The sequence below is a fragment of the Sediminimonas qiaohouensis DSM 21189 genome (assembly GCF_000423645.1).
In the GTDB taxonomy this organism is placed as follows: Bacteria; Pseudomonadota; Alphaproteobacteria; order Rhodobacterales; family Rhodobacteraceae; genus Sediminimonas; species Sediminimonas qiaohouensis.
In genome coordinates this window covers 1-20,130 of sequence record NZ_AUIJ01000025.1, presented here as the reverse complement: position 1 = coordinate 20,130, position 20,130 = coordinate 1, and the positions used below count along the sequence as shown (strand labels likewise).

Annotated in this window: 20 protein-coding genes; 9 read left to right on the top strand and 11 right to left on the bottom strand. The window is 65.7% G+C overall.

Annotated elements, in window-relative coordinates:
* Positions 1 to 6: 6 nt before the first annotated feature.
* The 7 genes from G568_RS0114690 to G568_RS0114660 all read right to left on the bottom strand — a co-directional run bounded on the left by G568_RS0114690 (position 7) and on the right by G568_RS0114660 (position 8,177).
* A complete protein-coding gene (locus tag G568_RS0114690) occupies positions 7 to 1,059 on the bottom strand; it encodes an ABC transporter permease (protein ID WP_026758741.1) in 1,053 nt (350 codons plus the stop codon).
* Positions 1,060 to 1,155: 96 nt separating this feature from the next.
* Positions 1,156 to 2,118 (bottom strand): ABC transporter substrate-binding protein, encoded by a 963-nt coding sequence (locus G568_RS0114685; RefSeq protein ID WP_026758740.1) that lies wholly within the window; start codon positions 2,116 to 2,118, stop codon positions 1,156 to 1,158.
* Positions 2,119 to 2,271: 153 nt separating this feature from the next.
* Positions 2,272 to 3,003: a DUF3726 domain-containing protein gene (locus G568_RS19750; RefSeq protein ID WP_026758739.1), complete on the bottom strand. Its 732-nt coding sequence runs from the start codon at positions 3,001 to 3,003 to the stop codon at positions 2,272 to 2,274.
* On the bottom strand, positions 3,000 to 4,679 hold the full coding sequence (locus tag G568_RS0114675) for a hypothetical protein (RefSeq protein WP_026758738.1): 1,680 nt from the start codon (positions 4,677 to 4,679) through the stop codon (positions 3,000 to 3,002). Before G568_RS0114675 ends, G568_RS19750 begins: the two co-directional genes overlap by 4 nt.
* Complete coding sequence (locus tag G568_RS0114670; protein WP_026758737.1) at positions 4,676 to 5,671, bottom strand: membrane dipeptidase; 996 nt, start codon at positions 5,669 to 5,671, stop codon at positions 4,676 to 4,678. The genes G568_RS0114675 and G568_RS0114670 overlap by 4 nt, the downstream gene beginning before the upstream one ends.
* Entirely contained in the window at positions 5,668 to 7,125 is a 1,458-nt protein-coding gene (locus tag G568_RS0114665) for an aldehyde dehydrogenase family protein (protein WP_026758736.1), read from the bottom strand. The genes G568_RS0114670 and G568_RS0114665 overlap by 4 nt, the downstream gene beginning before the upstream one ends.
* Positions 7,126 to 7,175: 50 nt before the next feature.
* Positions 7,176 to 8,177: an Ldh family oxidoreductase gene (locus G568_RS0114660; protein WP_037374275.1), complete on the bottom strand. Its 1,002-nt coding sequence runs from the start codon at positions 8,175 to 8,177 to the stop codon at positions 7,176 to 7,178.
* Positions 8,178 to 8,271: 94 nt separating this feature from the next.
* Between G568_RS0114660 and G568_RS18965 the strand changes: the two genes are divergently transcribed.
* The 6 genes from G568_RS18965 (at position 8,272) to G568_RS0114630 (ending at position 13,333) form a co-directional block, all read left to right on the top strand.
* Entirely contained in the window at positions 8,272 to 9,189 is a 918-nt protein-coding gene (locus tag G568_RS18965; RefSeq protein WP_051203039.1) for a LysR family transcriptional regulator, read from the top strand.
* Positions 9,190 to 9,248: 59 nt separating this feature from the next.
* Positions 9,249 to 9,596: a hypothetical protein gene (locus G568_RS0114650; RefSeq protein ID WP_037374265.1), complete on the top strand. Its 348-nt coding sequence runs from the start codon at positions 9,249 to 9,251 to the stop codon at positions 9,594 to 9,596.
* Positions 9,597 to 9,653: 57 nt separating this feature from the next.
* On the top strand, positions 9,654 to 10,250 hold the full coding sequence (locus G568_RS0114645; protein WP_037374261.1) for a c-type cytochrome: 597 nt from the start codon (positions 9,654 to 9,656) through the stop codon (positions 10,248 to 10,250).
* A 1-nt stretch (position 10,251) separates the two neighbouring features.
* Positions 10,252 to 11,160 carry a c-type cytochrome gene (locus G568_RS0114640; protein ID WP_026758732.1) on the top strand — a complete coding sequence of 303 codons (909 nt, stop codon included), beginning with the start codon at positions 10,252 to 10,254 and terminating at the stop codon, positions 11,158 to 11,160.
* A gap of 4 nt (positions 11,161 to 11,164) precedes the next feature.
* A complete protein-coding gene (locus G568_RS0114635) occupies positions 11,165 to 11,629 on the top strand; it encodes a c-type cytochrome (RefSeq protein ID WP_026758731.1) in 465 nt (154 codons plus the stop codon).
* A 96-nt stretch (positions 11,630 to 11,725) separates the two neighbouring features.
* Positions 11,726 to 13,333 (top strand): peptide chain release factor 3, encoded by a 1,608-nt coding sequence (locus G568_RS0114630; protein WP_026758730.1) that lies wholly within the window; start codon positions 11,726 to 11,728, stop codon positions 13,331 to 13,333.
* Between the two features lie 53 nt (positions 13,334 to 13,386).
* Here the strand turns inward: G568_RS0114630 and G568_RS20820 are convergent, their stop codons facing one another.
* From G568_RS20820 to G568_RS0114620, 3 genes are all read right to left on the bottom strand, one after another.
* On the bottom strand, positions 13,387 to 13,746 hold the full coding sequence (locus G568_RS20820) for a NapC/NirT family cytochrome c (protein ID WP_281169015.1): 360 nt from the start codon (positions 13,744 to 13,746) through the stop codon (positions 13,387 to 13,389).
* 32 nt (positions 13,747 to 13,778) lie between these two features.
* On the bottom strand, positions 13,779 to 13,994 hold the full coding sequence (locus G568_RS20815) for a NapC/NirT family cytochrome c (RefSeq protein WP_281169014.1): 216 nt from the start codon (positions 13,992 to 13,994) through the stop codon (positions 13,779 to 13,781).
* Positions 13,995 to 14,070: 76 nt separating this feature from the next.
* Positions 14,071 to 14,787, bottom strand: a complete 717-nt coding sequence (locus G568_RS0114620) for a c-type cytochrome (protein ID WP_026758729.1) — start codon at positions 14,785 to 14,787, stop codon at positions 14,071 to 14,073.
* Positions 14,788 to 15,031: 244 nt separating this feature from the next.
* On the opposite strand from G568_RS0114620, the gene G568_RS0114610 reads away from it, so the two are divergent.
* From G568_RS0114610 to G568_RS0114600, 3 genes are all read left to right on the top strand, one after another.
* Positions 15,032 to 16,786 (top strand): glycosyltransferase family 2 protein, encoded by a 1,755-nt coding sequence (locus tag G568_RS0114610; RefSeq protein WP_026758728.1) that lies wholly within the window; start codon positions 15,032 to 15,034, stop codon positions 16,784 to 16,786.
* Positions 16,787 to 16,790: 4 nt separating this feature from the next.
* Positions 16,791 to 17,744, top strand: a complete 954-nt coding sequence (locus tag G568_RS0114605; RefSeq protein WP_051203037.1) for a glycosyltransferase family 2 protein — start codon at positions 16,791 to 16,793, stop codon at positions 17,742 to 17,744.
* Positions 17,745 to 17,969: 225 nt separating this feature from the next.
* Positions 17,970 to 19,583 (top strand): DEAD/DEAH box helicase, encoded by a 1,614-nt coding sequence (locus G568_RS0114600; protein WP_026758726.1) that lies wholly within the window; start codon positions 17,970 to 17,972, stop codon positions 19,581 to 19,583.
* A 429-nt stretch (positions 19,584 to 20,012) separates the two neighbouring features.
* Here G568_RS0114600 and G568_RS20315 read toward each other — a convergent pair.
* On the bottom strand, positions 20,013 to 20,130 hold a 118-nt coding region (locus tag G568_RS20315; protein WP_211222262.1), incomplete at its 5' end, for an IS3 family transposase.

Sequence of the window (20,130 nt, the reverse complement as noted above, 5' to 3'; positions counted from 1 at the left end):
CCCCGCTCAGTTTTTCTGCGACGCGCTGGCGGCGTTCACACGCGCCAGGGCGGCCTTGGTCACCCGGTCCAGGATCACCGCCAACAGCACGATCCCCAGCCCCGCAATCAGGCCAACGCCCAACTCGAGGTTCCGAATACCGCGCAGCACCAGCACGCCCAGACCCGGCGCCGACACCAGCGAGGCGATGACAACCATTGCCAGGCTCATCATGATGGTCTGGTTCACGCCCGCCATGATGTTCGGCAGGGCCAGTGGGATCTGCACACCATAAAGCTTCTGCCGGTCGGTCATGCCGAAGGCATCGGCGGCCTCGATCACTTCCTTGTCGACAAGGCGTATACCCAGGTCCGTCAGCCGGATCACCGGCACGATCGCGTAGAGGATAATGGCGATCCCATATAGCTTGGGCTCGGTCACCGAGAACAGGAAGATCAGCGGGATCAGGTACACGAAAGGCGGCAATGTCTGAAGCATGTCCAGCACCGGAATGGTCATGCGCTGCATCGTGTCACTTCGCGACATGGCAATGCCGATGGGCACGCCCAGCAAGACGCATAGCAGCGCGCAGACGAATATGATCGCCAAGGTCTGCATTGCAAAATTGTAATGGTCGATGAACGCCAAAAAGAGGATCGAGAACGCCACGAACCCCACCAGCTTCATCGACTTGGACGCGAAATAAACCAGCGCCAGCAACAGCGGGATCACGATCCACCACGGCGTGTTCTGAAACGCATAAAGCGCCCCTTCCAGGAACCAGCTGAGCGGCTGCGTCAGCGGGTCCAGCACGATCTTGAGCGAATCCTTGATATCCAGGAACCCCTGCTCGACCCCCTTGGTGACGTCGCGTGTGCGGGCAAAGGCGGGGCACGCCTTGTTGAGCGCATCAAGCGACGGAAACGGCAAATCCCACAGCGACGCCGCCGGGGCACTGCCATCCGCGCTTTCGCTGCTCTTTCCCATGAGTTCAGCCATGGTCATGGGGCCGCTGGTGGCGTCCTTGTCGCACCACTCGCGCAGGCCCAGCCCGCTGAACACGAAATCATATGTGGCCATTTTCACGATCTCCCTGCGCGGGCTGAGACGCCCGATTTTTCTTTTTGGGCGGACGGGGCCGCGCAAATTGCACGGCCCCGCCTCCTTGATAAGTCATTACTGGATGATGGCGCTCAGCTTCTCGGCGGCGTCATCGTTCACCCAATCGATCCAGGTGTCCTTGCTGGTGGTCAGGTAATGCACCGCGGCCTCTTCGGCGGATGCACCGTTATCGGCCTGCCACGCCAGCAGGTTGCTCAGCTCCTGCGTGGTGAACGAGATGTTGCTGACCAGGTCGAACACCTCGGGGTTGCGATCGGCGAAATCGGCGGTCACCACCGTCAGCACCGGCGCCGCCGGGTATGAGGATTTACCGGGGTTTTCGCAATCCGGCGTCTGGTTGCAGGCGTGGATATCGGGATCATGCGGCCCCATGTCGACGGCGACCATGTTGTAGCGGCCCAAGGGCGCGGTCGGGCCCCAGTAGTAGCCAAACCATGGCTCTTCGTTCTCGTAGGCCGATGCCATCGCTGCGGCCAGCGTCTCGCCCGAGCCGTGGTTGAACACTTCCATGCCGTGCTCTTCGAACTCGAACGCCTGCACCAGGTTGTCGTTGGCGATGCGGCAGCCCCAGCCGTCAGGGCAGTTGTGGAAGCGCCCGCCAACCAGTTCAGGATTGTTTAGCACGCCTTCGATGGTGGCCAGTTCGGGATGCTCTTCGACAAGGTAGTCGGGAACCCACCAGTTTTCGCTGCCGCCGTCCGAGAAAACGTCCGTCGCCTTCTTGACCTTGCCCTGCTCTTCAAGCTTGAAGTAAAGCGGCGCCGAGTTGACCCACAGCTCGGGCACGACATCGGGCTCGTTGTTTTCCGCCAGCGAGGTGATCGCCGTGGTGGTCGCGGACGGCACGACTGTCACATCGCAACCATAGCCCTGCTCCATCATGAACGCGGTGATCTTGGTGATGATCGAGGCCGAGGCCCAGTTCATCTCGGCGACCGAAACTTCGCCGCATTCCGCCTGTGCCGCTGCCGGCAAGGCGAATGCCCCGAAGGTAGCCGCAAGTGCTAGTTTTCTCATGGGTCGTCTCCCTATGTGGTTCGTGGTGGCTTGGGTGAATGGCACGCGCATGCCCGTTCGGGCGCGCCGTGGTGCCGGACGACGAAGCGCCACGCTCTCGCGTCGCCGCCATGATCCGAGGCGGTTGTAGCGCTAGCCGCACCTGCCCCGGCGTCAATCATTATCACTCTCCTGCGCGCCGGCGCGGACGCGCGATTCAATGGACGATGTGACAGTAGTGCACATCGCCAGCGTATCCAGTTTTTGCCAGGTTTCCAAAGTTATCACGCCCTCGAAGCCGGCTCCGGTATTGTCCTTCGCGGCAGGCGCAATCGGTGCCACCGCCTCTTTCGGGTCCGGCACGGTAATCCGTACCGTCGCCTGTTCGGGCGCCCGCACCGACGCCGGGTCCTCCAGCGTGGGCATTGCCCCGTCCGCGGGCAGGGTGACGCGAACATCGGCCCACGCCATTTCCAAAGGCGCCCCCAATGCCGCCGCAGCCCGCGCGACGAATGGCATTAGGAACACGGGCCAGATAACAGAGTCAACCAACACGCTGGAGGGCCCCGGACCCTCGGGCAATCCGGCGTGGTCCTGTAGCGCCAGACCCGTACATAGCGGGCATTGCGGCCCCTTCGCCTTCCAATGCCCGGGTGCGGGCGCGGGCGGTGCCAGCGGCTGCGCCTTCAGCACATCGAGCAGAATCGCCGCCCCCGGCAGGCCCGCCCGCGCCAGCCACCCGGCGGCCCATCCGGCCTCTTCCGCCTGCCCCCAGGCGTAGCCCGCCCCGCGCGCCGCCTTGGTCCCAAGCGCCTGGATTTCCGGCCGCGACAGGCGCAGGCCGTCGCCCTCGTCGCGCGGCGGCTCCGATCCGACCTGCGTCGGGTCATTGGGCTGCGGCGTCATTGCGGCGCCTCCCTTGCCAGGTCACTGGGATACGGCGCCCCCTGGAACAGGCTGATGCGCACCCACCGATCCGAGCGCGGGTCGAACCGCGTCGCCCCGAAGAACGCCAGCTTGCAACGCAGCATGTCGATCGGCAGCAACTCCGCCCCGATCAGGTTGTCGCGGATCTCGGAAAACGGATAGCGCGCCGCGATTTGCACCCGCCGCAGGACATGGCGATGCTCGGGATGCGCCAGCAGAAACCGCGCGACCGGCATGTCGCCGTCCACACCATCAAGCGCCGCATTCAGCGCCGCCGCCTGCCGCCCGATATCCAGCGGCAGCTCCTTCTCGGCGCCTTCCTCGGTCGCGCGCTCGCCCAATCGCGGCTCCAGCTTTTCCTCGGACACGTACCAGAACCGCGCGGCGCCCTCGGGCGTGTCGTAGGCCTGCGCCAACGCCCAGTGGTAATTGCGCGCCAACAGCTTGCGCAGCGCCGCAACGCTCATGGTGCCATCGATGGACATGGCGGCCTCCTCGTCGGCATCCATGCACGCGGTCAGCCCGTCAACCAGATCGCCATGCGGCTCGATCATAGCGGCAAGAAGCGCCTCCTGCGCCTCGACCGGCAGATACGTCTGCACCCAACGCCACAGCGCATCCCACGGATGCGCGCCGGCGCTGTCCCACTGGCGCTCGACATATGACGCCGCGACGTCCAGCCCTATCCTCAGATCCTCCAGCTTGTCCTTCTGGACGGGATGGGCGCTGTGCCACTCGGCGGCGTTGCGCCGCGCCTCGGCCAGCGCCGTGCAAAACCCCTTGATCGCGCCGGGCGCCGCCCCGGCCTGCGCCCGCACCCGCGCCAGCGCCTCCTCGCGCGCCATCATCCAGTTGTTCAGCAGCACCGGGTGACGCACCAGGAACGGCGCCATGCCCAGGCCGGTCGAGTTACCAACGCCCAGCCCCCGCTTGAGCGCCGGATCAAGGCGCGCCGCCGCCCCGCCGCCGCGCACGCGGGCCAGGTGCTCGACCAGGTCCACGGTAAACGCCCGCGTCAACCACACCGACAGCATCTCGGCCTGAAAGGGCGCGCGCATCTCGGGCCGGGCGGCGACAACTTCGCGATCCGCCGCGCCGAACTTGCCCGATCCGTAAACGGCGGTCGTGCGCATCAGGTATCCGGTTTCGGCCAGCGCCCCGGCATCGGGCTGCTGCCCCTGCGCCAACCGCTCCACGACATGCTTGAAAAGGCGCACCGACTTGTTGGCGCGGCTCAGGCTCAATTCGCGGGGGCTGATGCGGCCGGCCTCCTGCAACGGCACGTTGGCGGCCAGACGGTCCAGATCGTGATGCGTCGGCGTGCCATCAAACAGCGTGAACGTCGCGTCCCACGCCGTCGCGATCACCCGATCCGAGCGCATTTCGTCGGGCAGGTCATGACCGAAGGCGACAAGGCTATAGGTCCGCTCTGGGCCAATGGCGCGGTACACTGCCCGCCCCACGCCGCGCGCATCGAAATCCCACACCGGCCGGTCAAAGCGCCAGCCTTCGCGCCGCAGCCGCCGCAGCATCTGGCGCAGGAACGACAGGCGCGTGGGGTGGGCACAGCCCATCCGCGACAGCCGCATCACCTCATCCGGGCCGCGCCGATAGGCGGCGGCCTGCGGCATGGGGCTTTGCGGCGCACAGCTCATTCGCCACCCCCCTTGTCCGGCGGCCCGAACCCCTGCGCAAAAAACCGGGCCCAGTTGCCGCCCATCACCGCGCCGACATCCTCGGCGCCCAGGCCCGCGTCGCGCAGACCATCGGCTATGCGCCCGAAATCGCGGTTGTCGCGGAACCACTCGGGCATTGCCGGAAACCCCGGCGCATCGGCGCTGCCCTCGCCATAATCAACCCGCTTTGTCCAGCGACCCGACCGCATCCATTCCACCACCCCGTCAGGTTGGTCCTGACACAGGTCGGTGCCGATACCGACATGCCCCGCCCCCATCAGGTCAATCGTGCGCACCACCATGTCACAGAACGACGCGAGGCTGCAATTTCCCCCATCCTTCAAGTGATGCGGATACACCGAAAAACCCAGCATCCCGCCCGATTGCGCCAATGCGCGCAGCACGGTGTCGGACTTGTTGCGCAGCGCCGGGTGCCATCCCGCCGGGTTGGCATGGGTGATCGCAATGGGCCGCGCCGAATGCTCTATCGCCTCAAGGGTCGATCGCTCGCCCGAATGGCTCATGTCCACCACCATGCCGACGCGGTTCATCTCGGCCACCACCTCGCGGCCCATCCGCGTGAGGCCCGTGTCGTCCTTCTCGTAGCAGCCCGTCGCCAATAGCGACTGGTTGTTATAGCTAAGCTGCATGATCCGCATGCCCAGCCGGTGCAGCACCTCGACCAGCCCGATATCATCCTCGATGCAACTGGGGTTTTGCGAGCCGAAAAAGATCGCCGTGCGGCCCGTGTCGCGCGCACGGGCAATGTCGCCCGCATCGAACCCTTGAAAAATCAGGTCCGGAAACCGCTCGAACCAGCGGTTCCACGCCTCGATATTATGCACCGTCTCGCGGAAGTTCTCGTGGTAGGTGATGGTCACATGCACCGCATCGACACCGCCCGCCCGCATCTGGCGAAAGATCTTCTCGGACCAGTTGGCGTATTGCAGCGCGTCGATGCGTGGCGTCATTCCGGCTCTCCCTGCGCGACATAGGCGGTCTTGACCGTGGTGTAGAACTCGGCCGCGTATTGCCCTTGCTCGCGCGGGCCGTAGCTTGATGCGCCGCGCCCTCCGAACGGCACGTGGTAATCGGTGCCCGCCGTGGGCAGGTTCACCATCAGCGTACCCGCCCGCATGTTGGCGCGGAAGTGGTTGGCCCGCGAAAGGCTCCGCGTCATGATCCCGGCAGTCAGGCCAAACTCGCTGTCATTGGCGATGGCCAGCGCCTCGCCGTAGCTGCCCGCGCGGATCACGCAGGTGATCGGCGCGAACATCTCCTCGCGGTTGATGACCATGTCGTTGCGCGTGCCCGCGAACACGGCGGGCGCCATGTAATGCCCCTCACTCGCGCGCTCCAGCCGCGCGCCCCCGCAAATCAGCTCGGCACCCTCCGCACGGCCCTTGTCGATATAGGCAAGGTTCTGCGCCAACTGACCCGCGCTGACCACCGGGCCGATCTGCGTACCCTCCTCCAACGCATGCCCCACGCTCAGCGCCTGCGTCGCCGCCGATAGCTTCTCGACAAAGGCGTCGTGCACCGCCTCGTGCACGATCAGGCGCGACGCGGCGGTGCATTTCTGCCCCGTCCCGCCAAACGCCGCCCCCGCCGCATGCGCCGCCGCCAGGTCCAGGTCGGCGTCGTCCATGATCAGCATCGGGTTCTTCGATCCCATCTCCATCTGCAGCTTGGTCATGTTGGGCACCGCCGCCGCCGCGATGCCGCGCCCCACCTCAACGGACCCGGTAAAGCTGATCGCGTCCACGCCGCTATGCGCCACCAAGGCGCTGCCCACGTCCCGCCCCGGCCCCATCACCAGGTTGAACACCCCCGCCGGCAGGTCCTGCCGCGCGATGATTTCGGTCAGGGCCACGGCGCTGGCCGGGGTCAGGTTGGCGGGCTTCCACACCACCGCGTTGCCAAAGGCCAGCGCCGGCGCGATCTTCCACGCGGGCGTCGCGATGGGAAAGTTCCACGGGCTGACGATGGCGACCACGCCCACCGGCTCGCGTCGCACGTCGATGTCGATGCCGGGGCGCACGCTCTGGGCGAAATCACCGATCTGTCGCAGGGCCTCGGCCGCGAAATAGGTAAAGAACTGCCCGGCGCGATACACCTCGCCCTTGCCCTCGGCCAGCGGCTTGCCCTCCTCGCGGGCCAAGAGCGCGCCGATCTCGCCCGCGCGCTCCATCAACTCGGTTCCGATGGACATCAAAGCGTCATGGCGTTTCTGGATACCGGCGGCCCACCACGCGGGTTGCGCCGCGCGCGCCGCCGCTATGGCATCCTCCACATCGCCCGTATCGCCCTGCGCATAATGACCGATCACGTCCGACACATCCGACGGGTTCACATTTTTTTCCACGCGCGCCTGCCCGCCGCGCCACTCTCCGCCGATGAAATTGTCCGTGGTCCCGTTGGTCATTGAAATCCTCGTCGTCTTGTCAGCAAAGTCATGTCAGTGCAGGCCTTCGATCAGCCCGCGATCCGCTCCAGTAGCGTGTCGTCCACCGCCACGCCCTCGGCCTCGATCCGGGCACGGTTTTGCGCGCGCCGCGCCCCGGGCAGGCGCGCGCCCTCCTGCGCGGAGATGGACGCCGCCAGCCGCGCCATCGACGCACCGAACGCCCCGCCCGACAGGCCCGAAGGCTCGATCGCGATGAAGCATTGCCCGGTCCCCGGCGGCCCGCCCTTGGGCCCGGCAAAGGGGCTGGCCTCGGTGCTCAGGTTCGCGCCCGACAGGGCCGCGGCCAATATCTCGACCATCAGCCCCACGCCGAACCCCTTGTAGCCCCCCGCCGGCCGCATCGAGCCCTCCAGCGCCTCCTGAGCCACGGTTGTGGGACGGCCTTGCGCATCCAGCGCCCACTCGGGCTCGATCGGATCGCCCGTGCGGGCGCGCAGCAATATCTCGGACTTGGCGATCACGCTGGCGGATTGATCGATCACCAGCAGTGCGCCCCCCTCCCCGTCGGGCGCCGCCACGGAAAACGGGTTGGTGCCCACCACTGGGTCCTTGCCGCCTACCGGCGCGATCGACGCGGGCGCATGCGTGAAACACAGGCCCAAAAGCCCGTCCTCGGCCAGCCGCTCGGCGTGATGGCCCAGAACCCCGCAATTGTAAGAGCGGTGCACCGTCATCGCCGCGATGCCATTGCCGCGCGCCGCGTCGGTAAAATCACGCCACCCCGCATCAATCGCCGCATGGGCAAAGCCGTGGCCCGCATCCACGCGCACCGCACCGGGGGCCGGGCGGCTGACCTCGGGCCGCGCGTGGCCCTCGACCTTGCCGCAGCGCACATGCTCGGCATAGATCGGCACGTACAGCAACCCGTGGCTGCGAATGCCATCGCGTTCCGCCAGCCGGGTCGAGCGCGCCACCGATGCCGCCTGCTCCGCGCTTGCGCCCGCCTGTTCCAGCGCGCCGCGCGCCAGCTCCTCGATCTCGTCCAGCCGCATGGTTTTTTGCGCCATGATCCCCCCGTTACCTGGCATCAACTAAAGGGTGTGCCATTGACGGACTTCAATCAAACAAATACAAATGAAGCCTATTTCAATACATCTGAACCCGATGATCCGAACCGAAGCCCTGCGCACCTTTGTCACCGTGGCCGAATGCGGCAACATCCGCGACGCGGCGGAAACCCTGTGCCGCACGCAATCGGCGGTCTCGATGACCCTCAAGCAGCTTGAGGAGCATTTGGACGGCGCCCTGTTTGAGAGCGACCGCAAAAGCAAGCTGACCGATCTGGGCCAGTTCGTGCACGATGTCGCCGCGACCCTGGTGCGGGATCATGATAACGCGGTGGACCTGATCACCGGCTACGCGCGTGGGCGCTCCGGACGGCTGCGCATCGCGTCGGTGCCCTCGGTGGCGGCGCTGATCCTGCCCGAGGTGATCCAGGGCTTCACCCGCGACCGGCCCAGCGCCCGGATCGACCTTTTCGATACCGACAGCAGCACCGTGCGCCGGATGTTGGCGCAGGGGCGCGCCGATATCGGCCTCGGTAGCCCGTCGGAGAAGCCCGACGGCCTGTCCGACACCGCGCTTTTCACCGACCCCCTGCACCTTGTCTGTCGCGCCGATGATCCGCTGGCCGCGCGCCGTGCGCCGGTGGAATGGGGGCACCTTGATGGCGGCGCGCTGATCCTGAACGAGACGCTGCGCGGGCTCAGCAGCGCCGATTTCCTCGCGCTGGCCGACAAGGCCCGCCTGTCGGTGCGCAACGTGACCTCGCTTTTGGCGATGGTGCGGGCCGGGGCGGGCGTCACGATCCTGCCGGGGCTGGCCACCCGCACCCTACCCGAGGGCCTGATCGCGCTGCCACTGGCCGATCCCGCCTGCGTCCGGCAGGTTAGCCTTCTGCACCGCGAGGGTGTCACGCAAAGCCCTGTCAACACGGCGTTTTCCACGCATCTTGAAGCCAGCCTCGCGGTCATGGCGCAGGCTCTCGGCGTTTCCTTGCCCGATCGGCCCGCCGCGCAATAGCGGTTTGACCGCCGCCGCCGCGTCGGCCATAGTCGCCAGCGGAGCGAACGATTGCGGAGATGCGCCACCCGATGCCGATCAGCGCGAAATTCCTGCCCCCGCTGTTGGTGGCACTTGCCCTGCTGCTCGCGGCGGGCCTGCTCGGCGGACAGGCGCACGCGCATGGGCTGGGTGCACATGCCGCGCAACCGGCGCCGCTGCCCGCAGATCAGCCCGGACAGGCCCAGACCGGCCACGCCGCACCCCATTGCAACGTCGGCGCCGTCTGCGCCCCCGCGATCGAAGCGCAAGCCGCCACCACCCTGGCCGGGCCTGATCGTCGCGCGACCCTCCTGCGTAGCGATCACGCGGCGCCCTTTGCGGTCTCTCACACCCCCGTCGCGGACCCGCCCCCACCTCGAGCGTGAGCGATGAACGCGCCCATAAAGGGCTTCATCGACATCGCTAACTCGAGGAAAGCAAACATGAATCGCACGACGACAAGCGTTGCCGCACTGGCGGCAACGGCACTGGCCGGGACCGTCTGGGCCCATTCCGGCGCCACAGGCAAGGTCAAGGACCGCATGGAAGCCATGAAAGAGATGGGCAAGGCCATGAAATCCGTCGCCCCCATGATGCGGGGCGAAGCAAACTATGACCCGGACACCGTGCGCCAGGCCGCGCAGGCCATTGCACGAAACGCCGGCGATGCCCTGACCGCGCATTTCCCCGAAGGCTCGATCCACGGCCCAAGCGAGGCATTGCCCGCCATCTGGCAGGACTGGGATCGCTTCGAGGCGCTGGCAATGCAGCTTGAAGTCACGGCACAAGGGCTTGAAGGCGCGGCGGACAATGGCCTTGGCGGCATGGGTACCGGCAGTGGCGGCATGGGCGCCATGATGGGCCAGACCGGCGGCGGCATGATGACGGGTAACACCGGCATGATGATGGGCAACTCAGGCGGCCCCGTCGTCGGCATGTCGGCCGAGCATATCGCGCAAATGCCCGCCGATGGCGCCTTTGCCATGACGGCGCAGGTCTGTTCGGCCTGCCACAGCGATTTCCGGGCCGAAGACGACTGATATGCCCCGGATTATCGGAGCAACTCTGATGGTTGCCGCGCTGGCAACCGCGCTTGGCGCGGGTGTCGTGCTCAAGACGGCCCCGACCCCGCCGCCGGACATCGCCAAGGCGGGCAAGCCCCAGCGCGGCGCATACCTTGCCCGCGCAGGCGGCTGCATCGCCTGCCATACCGATACCAAGGGCGGCGGCAAACCGCTGGCCGGTGGCGCACCGCTGGACACCCCGTTCGGGCGGTTCGTGCCGCCCAACATTACCCCCGATCCGCAGCATGGCATCGGCAACTGGTCGCGCGGAGAGTTCGCACGCGCGCTGCGCCAAGGCGTCGCGCCGGACGGCACGCCCTATTACCCTGCCTTCCCGCATGCCTATTACGCCGGCCTTGGCGACACGGACATCGCCGATCTGTGGGCGGCGTTTCAAACGGTCGCGCCGGTAAGCGCGCCCGCCCCCGCTAGCGATATCGCCTTTCCGTTCAACCAACGCTGGGGCCTGTGGCTGTGGCGGGCCGTGTTCCGCCAACCCGCGCGCAACGCGCCAGCGCCGGACCGCTCTGACACATGGAACCGCGGCAAGTGGCTGGTCGAAGGGGTGGCCCATTGCGGCGCCTGCCACACGGCGCGCAACGCGCTTGGCGGGCGGTCCCTGCCAGATGGGCACTTCGCGGGTAGCGATGCGCTTCCGGGCGGCGATAGCGCACCGGCGATCACGCCGGGCGCCTTGCGCGAAAACGATTGGACCGCGTCCAGCCTCGCCGCCGCGCTCTCCACCGGCCTGATGCCCGATGGCGACGTCTTCGGCGGCGCCATGGCCGAGGTTGTCAACCAAGGCACCACATGGCTTTCCCCGGCCGATCGCCGCGCCATGGCCGCCTACCTTCTGAATGCCGATCCCCCTGATCCAAAGGATTAAACCCATGAAACTCATCGCATTTTCCCTCGCATTGGGCGCCGTCGTCGCCGCTGGCCTGATGCTGTTCTGGCCCGATACCACGGCGCGCCCGGACATGAGGATCGCGGCGGCAGACCTCGCGCAGGGCAAAACGCTCTACTCCGAGAACTGCGCCAGTTGCCACGGCGCAAACCTAGAGGGACAAGAGAACTGGCGCCAGCCCGGCCCCGACGGGATCCTCCCCGCGCCGCCGCATGACGAAACCGGCCACACATGGCACCACGACGATGCGATGCTGTTCGACTATACCAAGCAAGGCGGCCAGGCCCTGATGCAGGCGCGCGGCGTGACCGATTTCCAAAGCGGCATGCCCGGCTTCGGCGATAAGCTCAGCGATCCCGAGATCCGCGATATCCTCGCCTACATAAAGTCCACCTGGCCCGACAAAATCCGCCGCGCCCAATCCGGGCGCAGCGCACAGGGCGGCTGAGCGCCCCAGCCACAGCCCCTCGCGCGCGCCACCATCCCGCCCCGGCGCGCGCGCATTTCCTTGCCAAAGGCGCGGCTCTTACCTATACGCGCGCTCATGTTGGACACCCATTCAAACCGCCCCGCTCTGCCGCCGGAAATCGCACGGCGCCGCACCTTCGCGATCATCAGCCACCCGGACGCGGGCAAGACCACGCTGACGGAGAAATTCCTGCTCTATGGCGGCGCGATCCAGATGGCCGGACAAGTCCGCGCCAAGGGCGAGGCACGCCGCACCCGCAGCGATTTCATGGCGATGGAAAAGGACCGCGGCATTTCCGTCTCCGCCAGCGCGATGTCGTTTGATTTCAAGACCTTCCGCTTCAACCTGGTGGACACGCCCGGCCACTCGGATTTCTCGGAAGACACCTACCGCACGCTGACGGCGGTGGATGCCGCGATCATGGTGATCGACGGCGCCAAGGGGGTCGAAAGCCAGACGCAAAAACTGTTCGAAGTGTGCCGCCTGCGCGACCTGCCGATCCTGACCTTCTGCAACAAGATGGACCGCGAAAGCCGCGACACCTTCGATATCATCGACGAGATACAGGAAAACCTGGCCATCGACGTGACGCCGGCCAGCTGGCCCATCGGCATGGGGCGCGAATTCCTGGGCTGCTACGACATGCTCAATGACCGGCTCGAGCTGATGGACCGCGCCGACCGCAACCGCGTCGCCGAATCCATCGAGATCCGCGGCCTCGACGATCCGCTTCTCGATGAGCACGTGCCCGAGCACCTGCTCACGCAACTGCGCGAAGAGGTCGAGATGGCCCGCGAATTGCTGCCCCGTCTCGATCCCCAAGCAGTGATCGAGGGGCACATGTCCCCAATCTGGTTCGGTTCTGCGATCAACTCCTTCGGGGTCAAGGAGTTGATGGAGGGCATCGCCAATTACGGCCCCGAGCCGCAACCCCAAAGCGCCACACCCCGCCAGATCCTGCCGGAAGAGCCCAAGGTATCGGGCTTCGTGTTCAAGGTGCAGGCCAACATGGACGCCAAGCACCGCGACCGCGTCGCCTTCGTGCGCATGGCCTCGGGGCACTTCACGCGCGGCATGAAACTGACCCATGTGCGCACCAAGAAGCAGATGACGATCTCCAGCCCGGTCATGTTCCTCGCCTCCGACCGCGAGCTGGCCGAGGAGGCATGGGCGGGCGACATCATCGGCATCCCCAACCATGGGCAGCTACGCATCGGCGACACCCTGACCGAGGGCGAGGCGCTGCGCGTCACCGGCATCCCGTCCTTCGCGCCCGAGCTGCTGCAAACCGCGCGCGCGGGCGATCCGATGAAGGCCAAGCACCTGGAAAAGGCCCTCACGCAATTCGCCGAGGAAGGCGCCGCCAAAGTGTTCAAACCCACTTTTGGCTCGGGCTTCATCGTCGGCGTCGTCGGCGCCCTGCAATTCGAGGTGCTGGCCAGCCGGATCGAACTGGAATACGGCCTGCCCGTCCGGTTCGAACCGACGCAGTTCACCTCGGCCCGCTGGATCAGTGGCGACAAGAAAGTCATCGACCGCTTCACCGAGGCCAACAAAAGCCACATCGCCACCGACAACGACGGCGATGTCGTGTACCTGACGCGCCTGCAATGGGATATCGACAGGGTCGAACGCGATTACCCCGACATCACCCTGTCGGCGACCAAGGAAATGATGGTGTAGCCCAAGGGCAGAAGGGCAGGAGCCGGCCCGCCGGCGCCCCTCCCCACGCCGCCTCACTCTTCGGTCTTGGGCAAATTATGCGCGATTCCCTTGTGACAATCGATGCAGGTAGAGGATCCATCGGGCGCGTGCCCCTCGAGTGCGACCACCTCCATTTCCCGCCGCGACCGACGTCCCTGCTTTTCGAAATCCATCGCCTCGAAGCTGTGACAGTTCCGGCACTCGCGCGAGTCCGTGCTTTTCATCGTCTCCCAGACATGCGCCGCCAATTCGGCGCGCTTGGCCTCGAACTTCTCGGGTGTGTCAATGGTGCCGCGCAGCTTGTGATACAATTCGCCCGAGGCCTTGATCTTGCGCACGACCTTGGGCCCCCAGGCATGCGGCACATGGCAATCCGAACAGACGGCGCGCACGCCCGACGCGTTCTTGTAGTGCGCGCTGGCCTTTAGTGCGCGCTGGCCTTGTATTCCTGGTACACTGTATCGCGCATCTCGTGACAGGAAATGCAGAATTCCAAGGTGTTGGTCGCTCCCATCGCGGTGTGAAACCCGCCCCAGAAGATGATACCGCCGATACCACCGATCAGCAGCAACACGCCCTGCCCGATCAGGACACTGGGCCGCGTGAACCAGTGCCACAGGCGCTTTGATAGTCTTAGCATTTGTTCAGTCCCTCAAGGATAGCAGCGGCCGGGCGCCAATACCGCGCCCGGCCGGGAAAACGCCGCTGGTCGCGCGTTATTCCGCGGGCAGTTCCGCATCGATATATGCCACCACATCCGCCGCGATCTGATGATCGAGGGCGCGCAGCGCCGGCATCACTTCCTTGGGCTGACCGTTGAGCACCTTATGCATCACCTCCCACGGGTTGCCGGTCAGTGACCCCAACATCGGCATATCCTTGGGCAGTTTGCCATCCGCCCCATGGCAGTTCGTACAAACCGTACGATAAACCTGTCCGCCGCGGGCAGCGTCGCCGACGATCTTGCCATCCTTGATGTAGTCGGCGTAGTTGCTTTGCCCCTCGACGACGAAATTGGCCAGGTCCTGCAACTCCTCGTCATAGAGGTAGTCGCCGTATCCGTGCGCGTCGTCCGTAAGGATAGCCACCACAGCGGCCGGATCGGCGCCCTTCATGCCGTTGATCCCCTTGATCCCGGTGAAGTGCTTGCCGCTGGAATAGGCCCCGTCCGCGCCCATGCCGTCCCAACCGTGGCATTCCTTGCAGCGCCAGTTGCTGCCCGGTTTGTCGGCATACGTGGCGTCCGTCGGATACAGCTTGTGCGACTCGCCCGGCGCCTTGTCGTCGATCTCCTTGTACCATTTGTCGTATAGCCGCCCGCCACGCGCGATCGAACCCTCGTCGGCCGCGATCGCCATTGTCGACGCAGCCATCCCCATGACCGCCGCCACGGCGGCCACGCGGCCAATTTCTTTCGGTAACCTGATTTTCATAACAATTCTCCTGTTTGCGCAAAGATCCCGCAAAACCCCACTTACGGATGCGGGATGTGCGCGATTTTAGGCCGTACGAAAATCTGCGCACATGACCCAAATCAATTACATAATTTTTTTGAAGCATGTCAAAGCAATTCAAAATATCAATGACTTGATCACTCATGGCGCGCGCCATGCCGCGACCGGCCCGTCGGGGTGATTGTTGCTTGCCCGCGGCATGCCGCTCGGCCATTGTCGCGCCATGAGTGATCGGGGCCGGCCCATATATCCCGGTGGTTTTCCCGCCATCGTCCGCCAGATGGAGGCGCGGCGCGAGCCGCTTGGCTATGCGCCGGGCGAGGCGCTGCCGCCGCTTGACGTGTCGCTTGAGCCGCTCAAGACCACGCGGGTCGACCCGGACGCGCCCGACGTGGCAGGGTCGACGTCCTCTTATGCGCGCAAGCGGCGGGATCTGTCGGCCGAGTTTGCCGGGCAGCCCGAGCTGTTGTTGCTGCACGGGTTGCTGATCGCCAACCTGCGCCGCCGCGATTACCCCGACCACGCCCCCGCCCTGTTTCAACGTCTTTGGGCCGAGCAATCGGGCTTTCTTCTGGCCTCGCTCGATGCGCGCTGGCTGGTTTCGGCGATTACGACCTTCGGCGATCACGGCCACACAGACGCGCAGCGCCATATCGGCCAATCCCTGTCGATGCTGTTCGCCATGATGAAGCTGTATGAGACCGAGCGGGTCTTTTCCGACAAGCCCCCCGATCAGCCGCACGACTGGACCGCGCCGCCCAAATCGCCGCTTGCCCTCGGCATGGATCGCTACGCCATCGTTGGCGGGGGGCTGGACGTCAACCTGCTGGGCGGCTTGTGGCAACAGGCAAGAGATGACCGCGTGATCGCGCCGCTGGCCTGTCATCTGCTTGAGTTGCTGATACGCGATGATCGCACCGTCTTTGCCCGCCTGCGCAAGATGCGCGCCAAGCGCAAGACGCAGCGCGCCGCCGCCAGCCGCCAAACCCCTGCGGGCGCCGACCGGGGCAGCAACCCGGCCCCGGTCCCCGGCCCCAAGGCGCAAGGCGACGCCCGCACGCCCCCGCGCTGGGGCGTTGTCTCGCTCGTCCACGCACCGCTGGCGCAGATCGCGCGCTTTGCCGCGCATCACCTTTCGCTGGGCGCCGCGCGCCTCTACCTGCATCTTGACGCGCCAGACCCGGCCGCCGCCGTGTTCCTCGCACAGCACCCCGCGATCGAGGTGATCACCTGCGACGACACCTACTGGAACGCCCAGAAGAAGCCCCGCATGGAGCAGCACCAGCTACGCCAGCTTTGGGTCGCGACGCGCACCTACCGCCGCACCGATCTGGATTGGCTGGCGCATGTGGACGTGGACGAATTCATGTTGCCCCCTGCCCCCATGGGCGAGATGCTGGCGCAGGTGGACAGGGACACCGCTGCTATCCTCATGCCCCCGGTGGAACAACTGGCCGGCGGCGATGACACCCTGTTCAAGACCACCGCGCGCATGGCCGGGCGGGACAAATCCGTGCTTGAAGACATCTACCCCACCTTCGGCCCCTACCTGCGCGGCGGCTACCTCAGCCACCTTGAGGGTAAACTGATCGCCCGCACCGGCATCCCCGAGGTTCGCCTAGGCCTGCACGCGCTTCTCTATCGCGGGGCCGCCGCCACCAACATCGCGCCGCTCGACGGGCTCTACATCGGCCATGCCCACGCGACCGACTGGAACAGCTTCCGGCGCAGGCTCGATTACCGGCTCGATCACGGCTCTTACAAGAAACGCGACGACAGCGGCTTTCGCCTGCATGACATGCTGCAATACCTGCGCCGCGAAGAGGGCGAGGAGGGCCTGCGCCGCTTCTTTGGTGAAGTGTGCGAAGCAACGCCGGAACTTGTCTCGCGGCTGCGCCACAATGACATGCTGATCGCGCGCAACCTGGACCTTGACGCCAAGGTGCGCGACATCTTCGGCACCCTGCCCGAGGGTTAACGCGATGCAGATGCCAAAATGGGGCCTCGTCGCCACGATCCGCGCGCCCACCGAAGAGATCCTTGAATTTGCCGCCCATCACATTGAGCTGGGCGCGCATCGCCTGTTCATTTACCTCGATGATGACAACCGCGCGGCGTACGACGCGCTCAAGGCGCACCCCAAGTGCCGGCCCACCCTGACCGATGCGCAGTACTGGCGCAGCCTGGGGATCAAGCGCCGCGTCAAGCACCAGTCACGCCAGTTCGAGAACGCGCGCCACGCCTATGCGCGCGCCGGCGACGTGGATTGGCTAACCCATATCGACGTGGACGAGCTGCTCTGGCCCGCGCGCGATCTGGCCGCGCAACTGGCCGATCTACCGCCCGAATGCCTATGCGCCCGCATGCGCCCGCTTGAGGCGCTGGCGCCGGATGGCGGCGCCGGACCCGTTACGCATTTCAAGGCCTGCGCCCCCGATCGCCCCACCCGCCGCCGCCAGACCCGCGAGGTCTACGGCGATTTCGGCGCGGTCCTCAACGGCGGCTTCCTCAGCCATGTCGCCGGCAAGATGATCTACCGCACCGGCATCGAAGGCCTGCGCGTGCAGATCCACAACGTGTTCCAAGGCGAGCGCATGAACCCCGGCGAGCGCCCCCTGGAAGAGACAGAGCTGCTGCACCTGCACGCGCCCGGCTGGGACCGGTTCCAAAGCGCGCTGGCGTATCGGCTGGAGAAGGGCTCGTACCGGGCCGAGCTAAAGCCCGGCGCGCCCCGCGAAGAGGGCGGGATGACCATGCACGAGTTGCTGACCCACCTCATCGACGAGGGGGGCACCGAGATGCTCGCGCGCTTCTACCAAGAGGTCTGCACCGCGACCCCGGCCCTGCGCGCCCGCCTGGCGCAGCACGGCCTGCTGCGCAGCTACGCCCTCGACCTTGCCCGCAAACGCGCCGGGCAGTTCCCGAATGCGCCTTAGCCGTCCCGCGTACCGGCAAAACCGCCCCGATTGCCAGCAATCGTCCCTCCTGCGGCGACAATAGCGCGCTTGCGCGCACGCCAATCGCGGCTTTCATTGACGCCACATCCTCTTTAGGGTAAGCCGCGATCGTGGGTCGCATATGTGGAATAACCACGGGGCCATCCGGGCCCGACCCAAATCAGACGCTACGGGCCGGAACGTGTCCGTAAACGACGGATGCAAATGACAAAATTCTCCGATCTTGACCTGAACCCCAAGGTTCTGAAAGCCATTGCCGATGCGGGCTATGAAACCCCCACCCCAATTCAGGCGGGGGCGATTCCGCCCGCACTGCAGGGGCGCGACGTTCTCGGCATCGCGCAAACGGGCACCGGCAAGACCGCCGGCTTTACCCTGCCCATGCTGTCGCTCCTGGCACGTGGCCGCGCGCGCGCGCGTATGCCGCGCTCGCTGGTGCTATGCCCCACGCGCGAGTTGGCCGCGCAGGTGGCCGAAAACTTCGATACCTATTCCAAGTATCTCAAGCTGACCAAGGCGCTGCTGATCGGCGGTGTCAGCTTCAAGGAGCAGGACAAGCTGATCGACAAGGGCGTCGATGTCCTGATCGCCACGCCGGGCCGCCTTCTGGATCATTTCGAGCGCGGCAAGCTGCTGCTGACCGGCGTTCAGATCATGGTCGTGGACGAGGCCGATCGCATGCTCGACATGGGCTTCATCCCCGATATCGAGCGCATCTTCAGCCTGACCCCCTTCACCCGGCAAACGCTGTTCTTCTCGGCCACGATGGCCCCCGAGATCGAGCGCATCACCAACACCTTCCTGTCCGCCCCCGAGCGGATCGAGGTCGCGCGCCAGGCCACCGCGTCTGAAAGCATCACCCAAGGTGTGGTCAAGTTCAAAGCCAGCCGCAAGGATCGCGAAGCCACCGAGAAACGCAAGCTCTTGCGTGAACTGATCGAGGCCGAGGGCGACAAGTGCCGCAACGCCATCATCTTTTGCAACCGCAAGATCGACGTGGACGCGACCGCCAAGTCGATGAAGAAATACGGCCTTGATGCGGCGCCGATCCACGGCGATCTCGACCAATCGCAGCGCACCAAGACCCTGGACGCTTTCCGCGACGGCACGCTGCGGTTCCTGGTCGCCTCGGACGTGGCCGCGCGCGGGCTCGACATCCCCGCCGTCAGCCACGTGTTCAACTTCGACGTGCCCAGCCATGCCGAGGATTACGTGCACCGCATCGGCCGTACCGGCCGCGCGGGCCGCGAAGGCACCGCGATCATGATCTGCACGCCGCGCGACGAAAAGAACTTCGAGGATGTCGAGCGCCTCATGCAAAAGGAAATCCCGCTGCTCGACAACCCGTTGAAACAGGCCGGCAGCGCCGCGGCGGACACACCGGCCGACGACACGGCCAAGGCCAAGGAAGACGCGCCCAAACGCAGCCGCACCCGCAGTCGCAAGCCCAAACAGGACGCCGCCACCGCCGCGCCCGAGGCGCAACCGGAGGCGAAGGCAGAGGCGCAACCGGAGGCGAAGGCAGAGGCGCAGCAGCCTGCCGAGGATAAACAGCCCGAGGCCGAGGCCCCCGCACCCGCACCCGCACCCGCACCCGCACCCGCACCCGCACCCGCACCCGAGGCGCAGGAAACCGCCAAGCCCGACACCGCCAAGGAGCCCGAGGCGAAAAAAGGCGGCGACGCCCCCAAGGGCCGCAACCGCGGCAAATCGGGCGGCAAGGACAAGGGCCAATCGGGCGGCGGCAAGGTCGTCGGCATGGGCGATCATTTACCCACCTTCATCGCGCTCAGCTTCGAGGAACGCCGCGCCAACTGATCCGGCATTCCCCCTCGCGAACTACAAAAGGCCCCCGGTGATCGCCGGGGGCCTTATACATTGTGGACCTTCAGATTCAGCACCCCGCGCGGAATCAGGGCCGCAGGCCACCACGCATCGCCGGGCCGCCTCCTCCTGGCACGGCGATCCTCGGCAGGGTACGACAGAATGAAACGCTTTCCCCCTCCGCCTGGGTGAACTGTAGCTTGTCTATACCTATACCCGCTTTGCAGACAAAAGATAACGATGCGACATCTCCACAGATTTGACAAACGGCTATTGGACAAGAAATTATCCGCTATGAACTAAAGACAGAAATAATTCTGTATCAAAGCGGAGGCTCGGGAGGGGGCAATTAGCAGGAGCCTTTTGGTATTGACGAGAGTGTCAGTGGACCTGTCACGTATTTGTGCCGCTCCGAGTGCTCGTTTAAGCCACTTTCCGTTCGAAGGCGACCGGGCTTTTCCAGCCCAATGCTGAGTGTCGTCGACGCGGATTGTAGAAACCATTGATGTATTCGAAGATCGCCATCTCAGCTTGGCGCCTG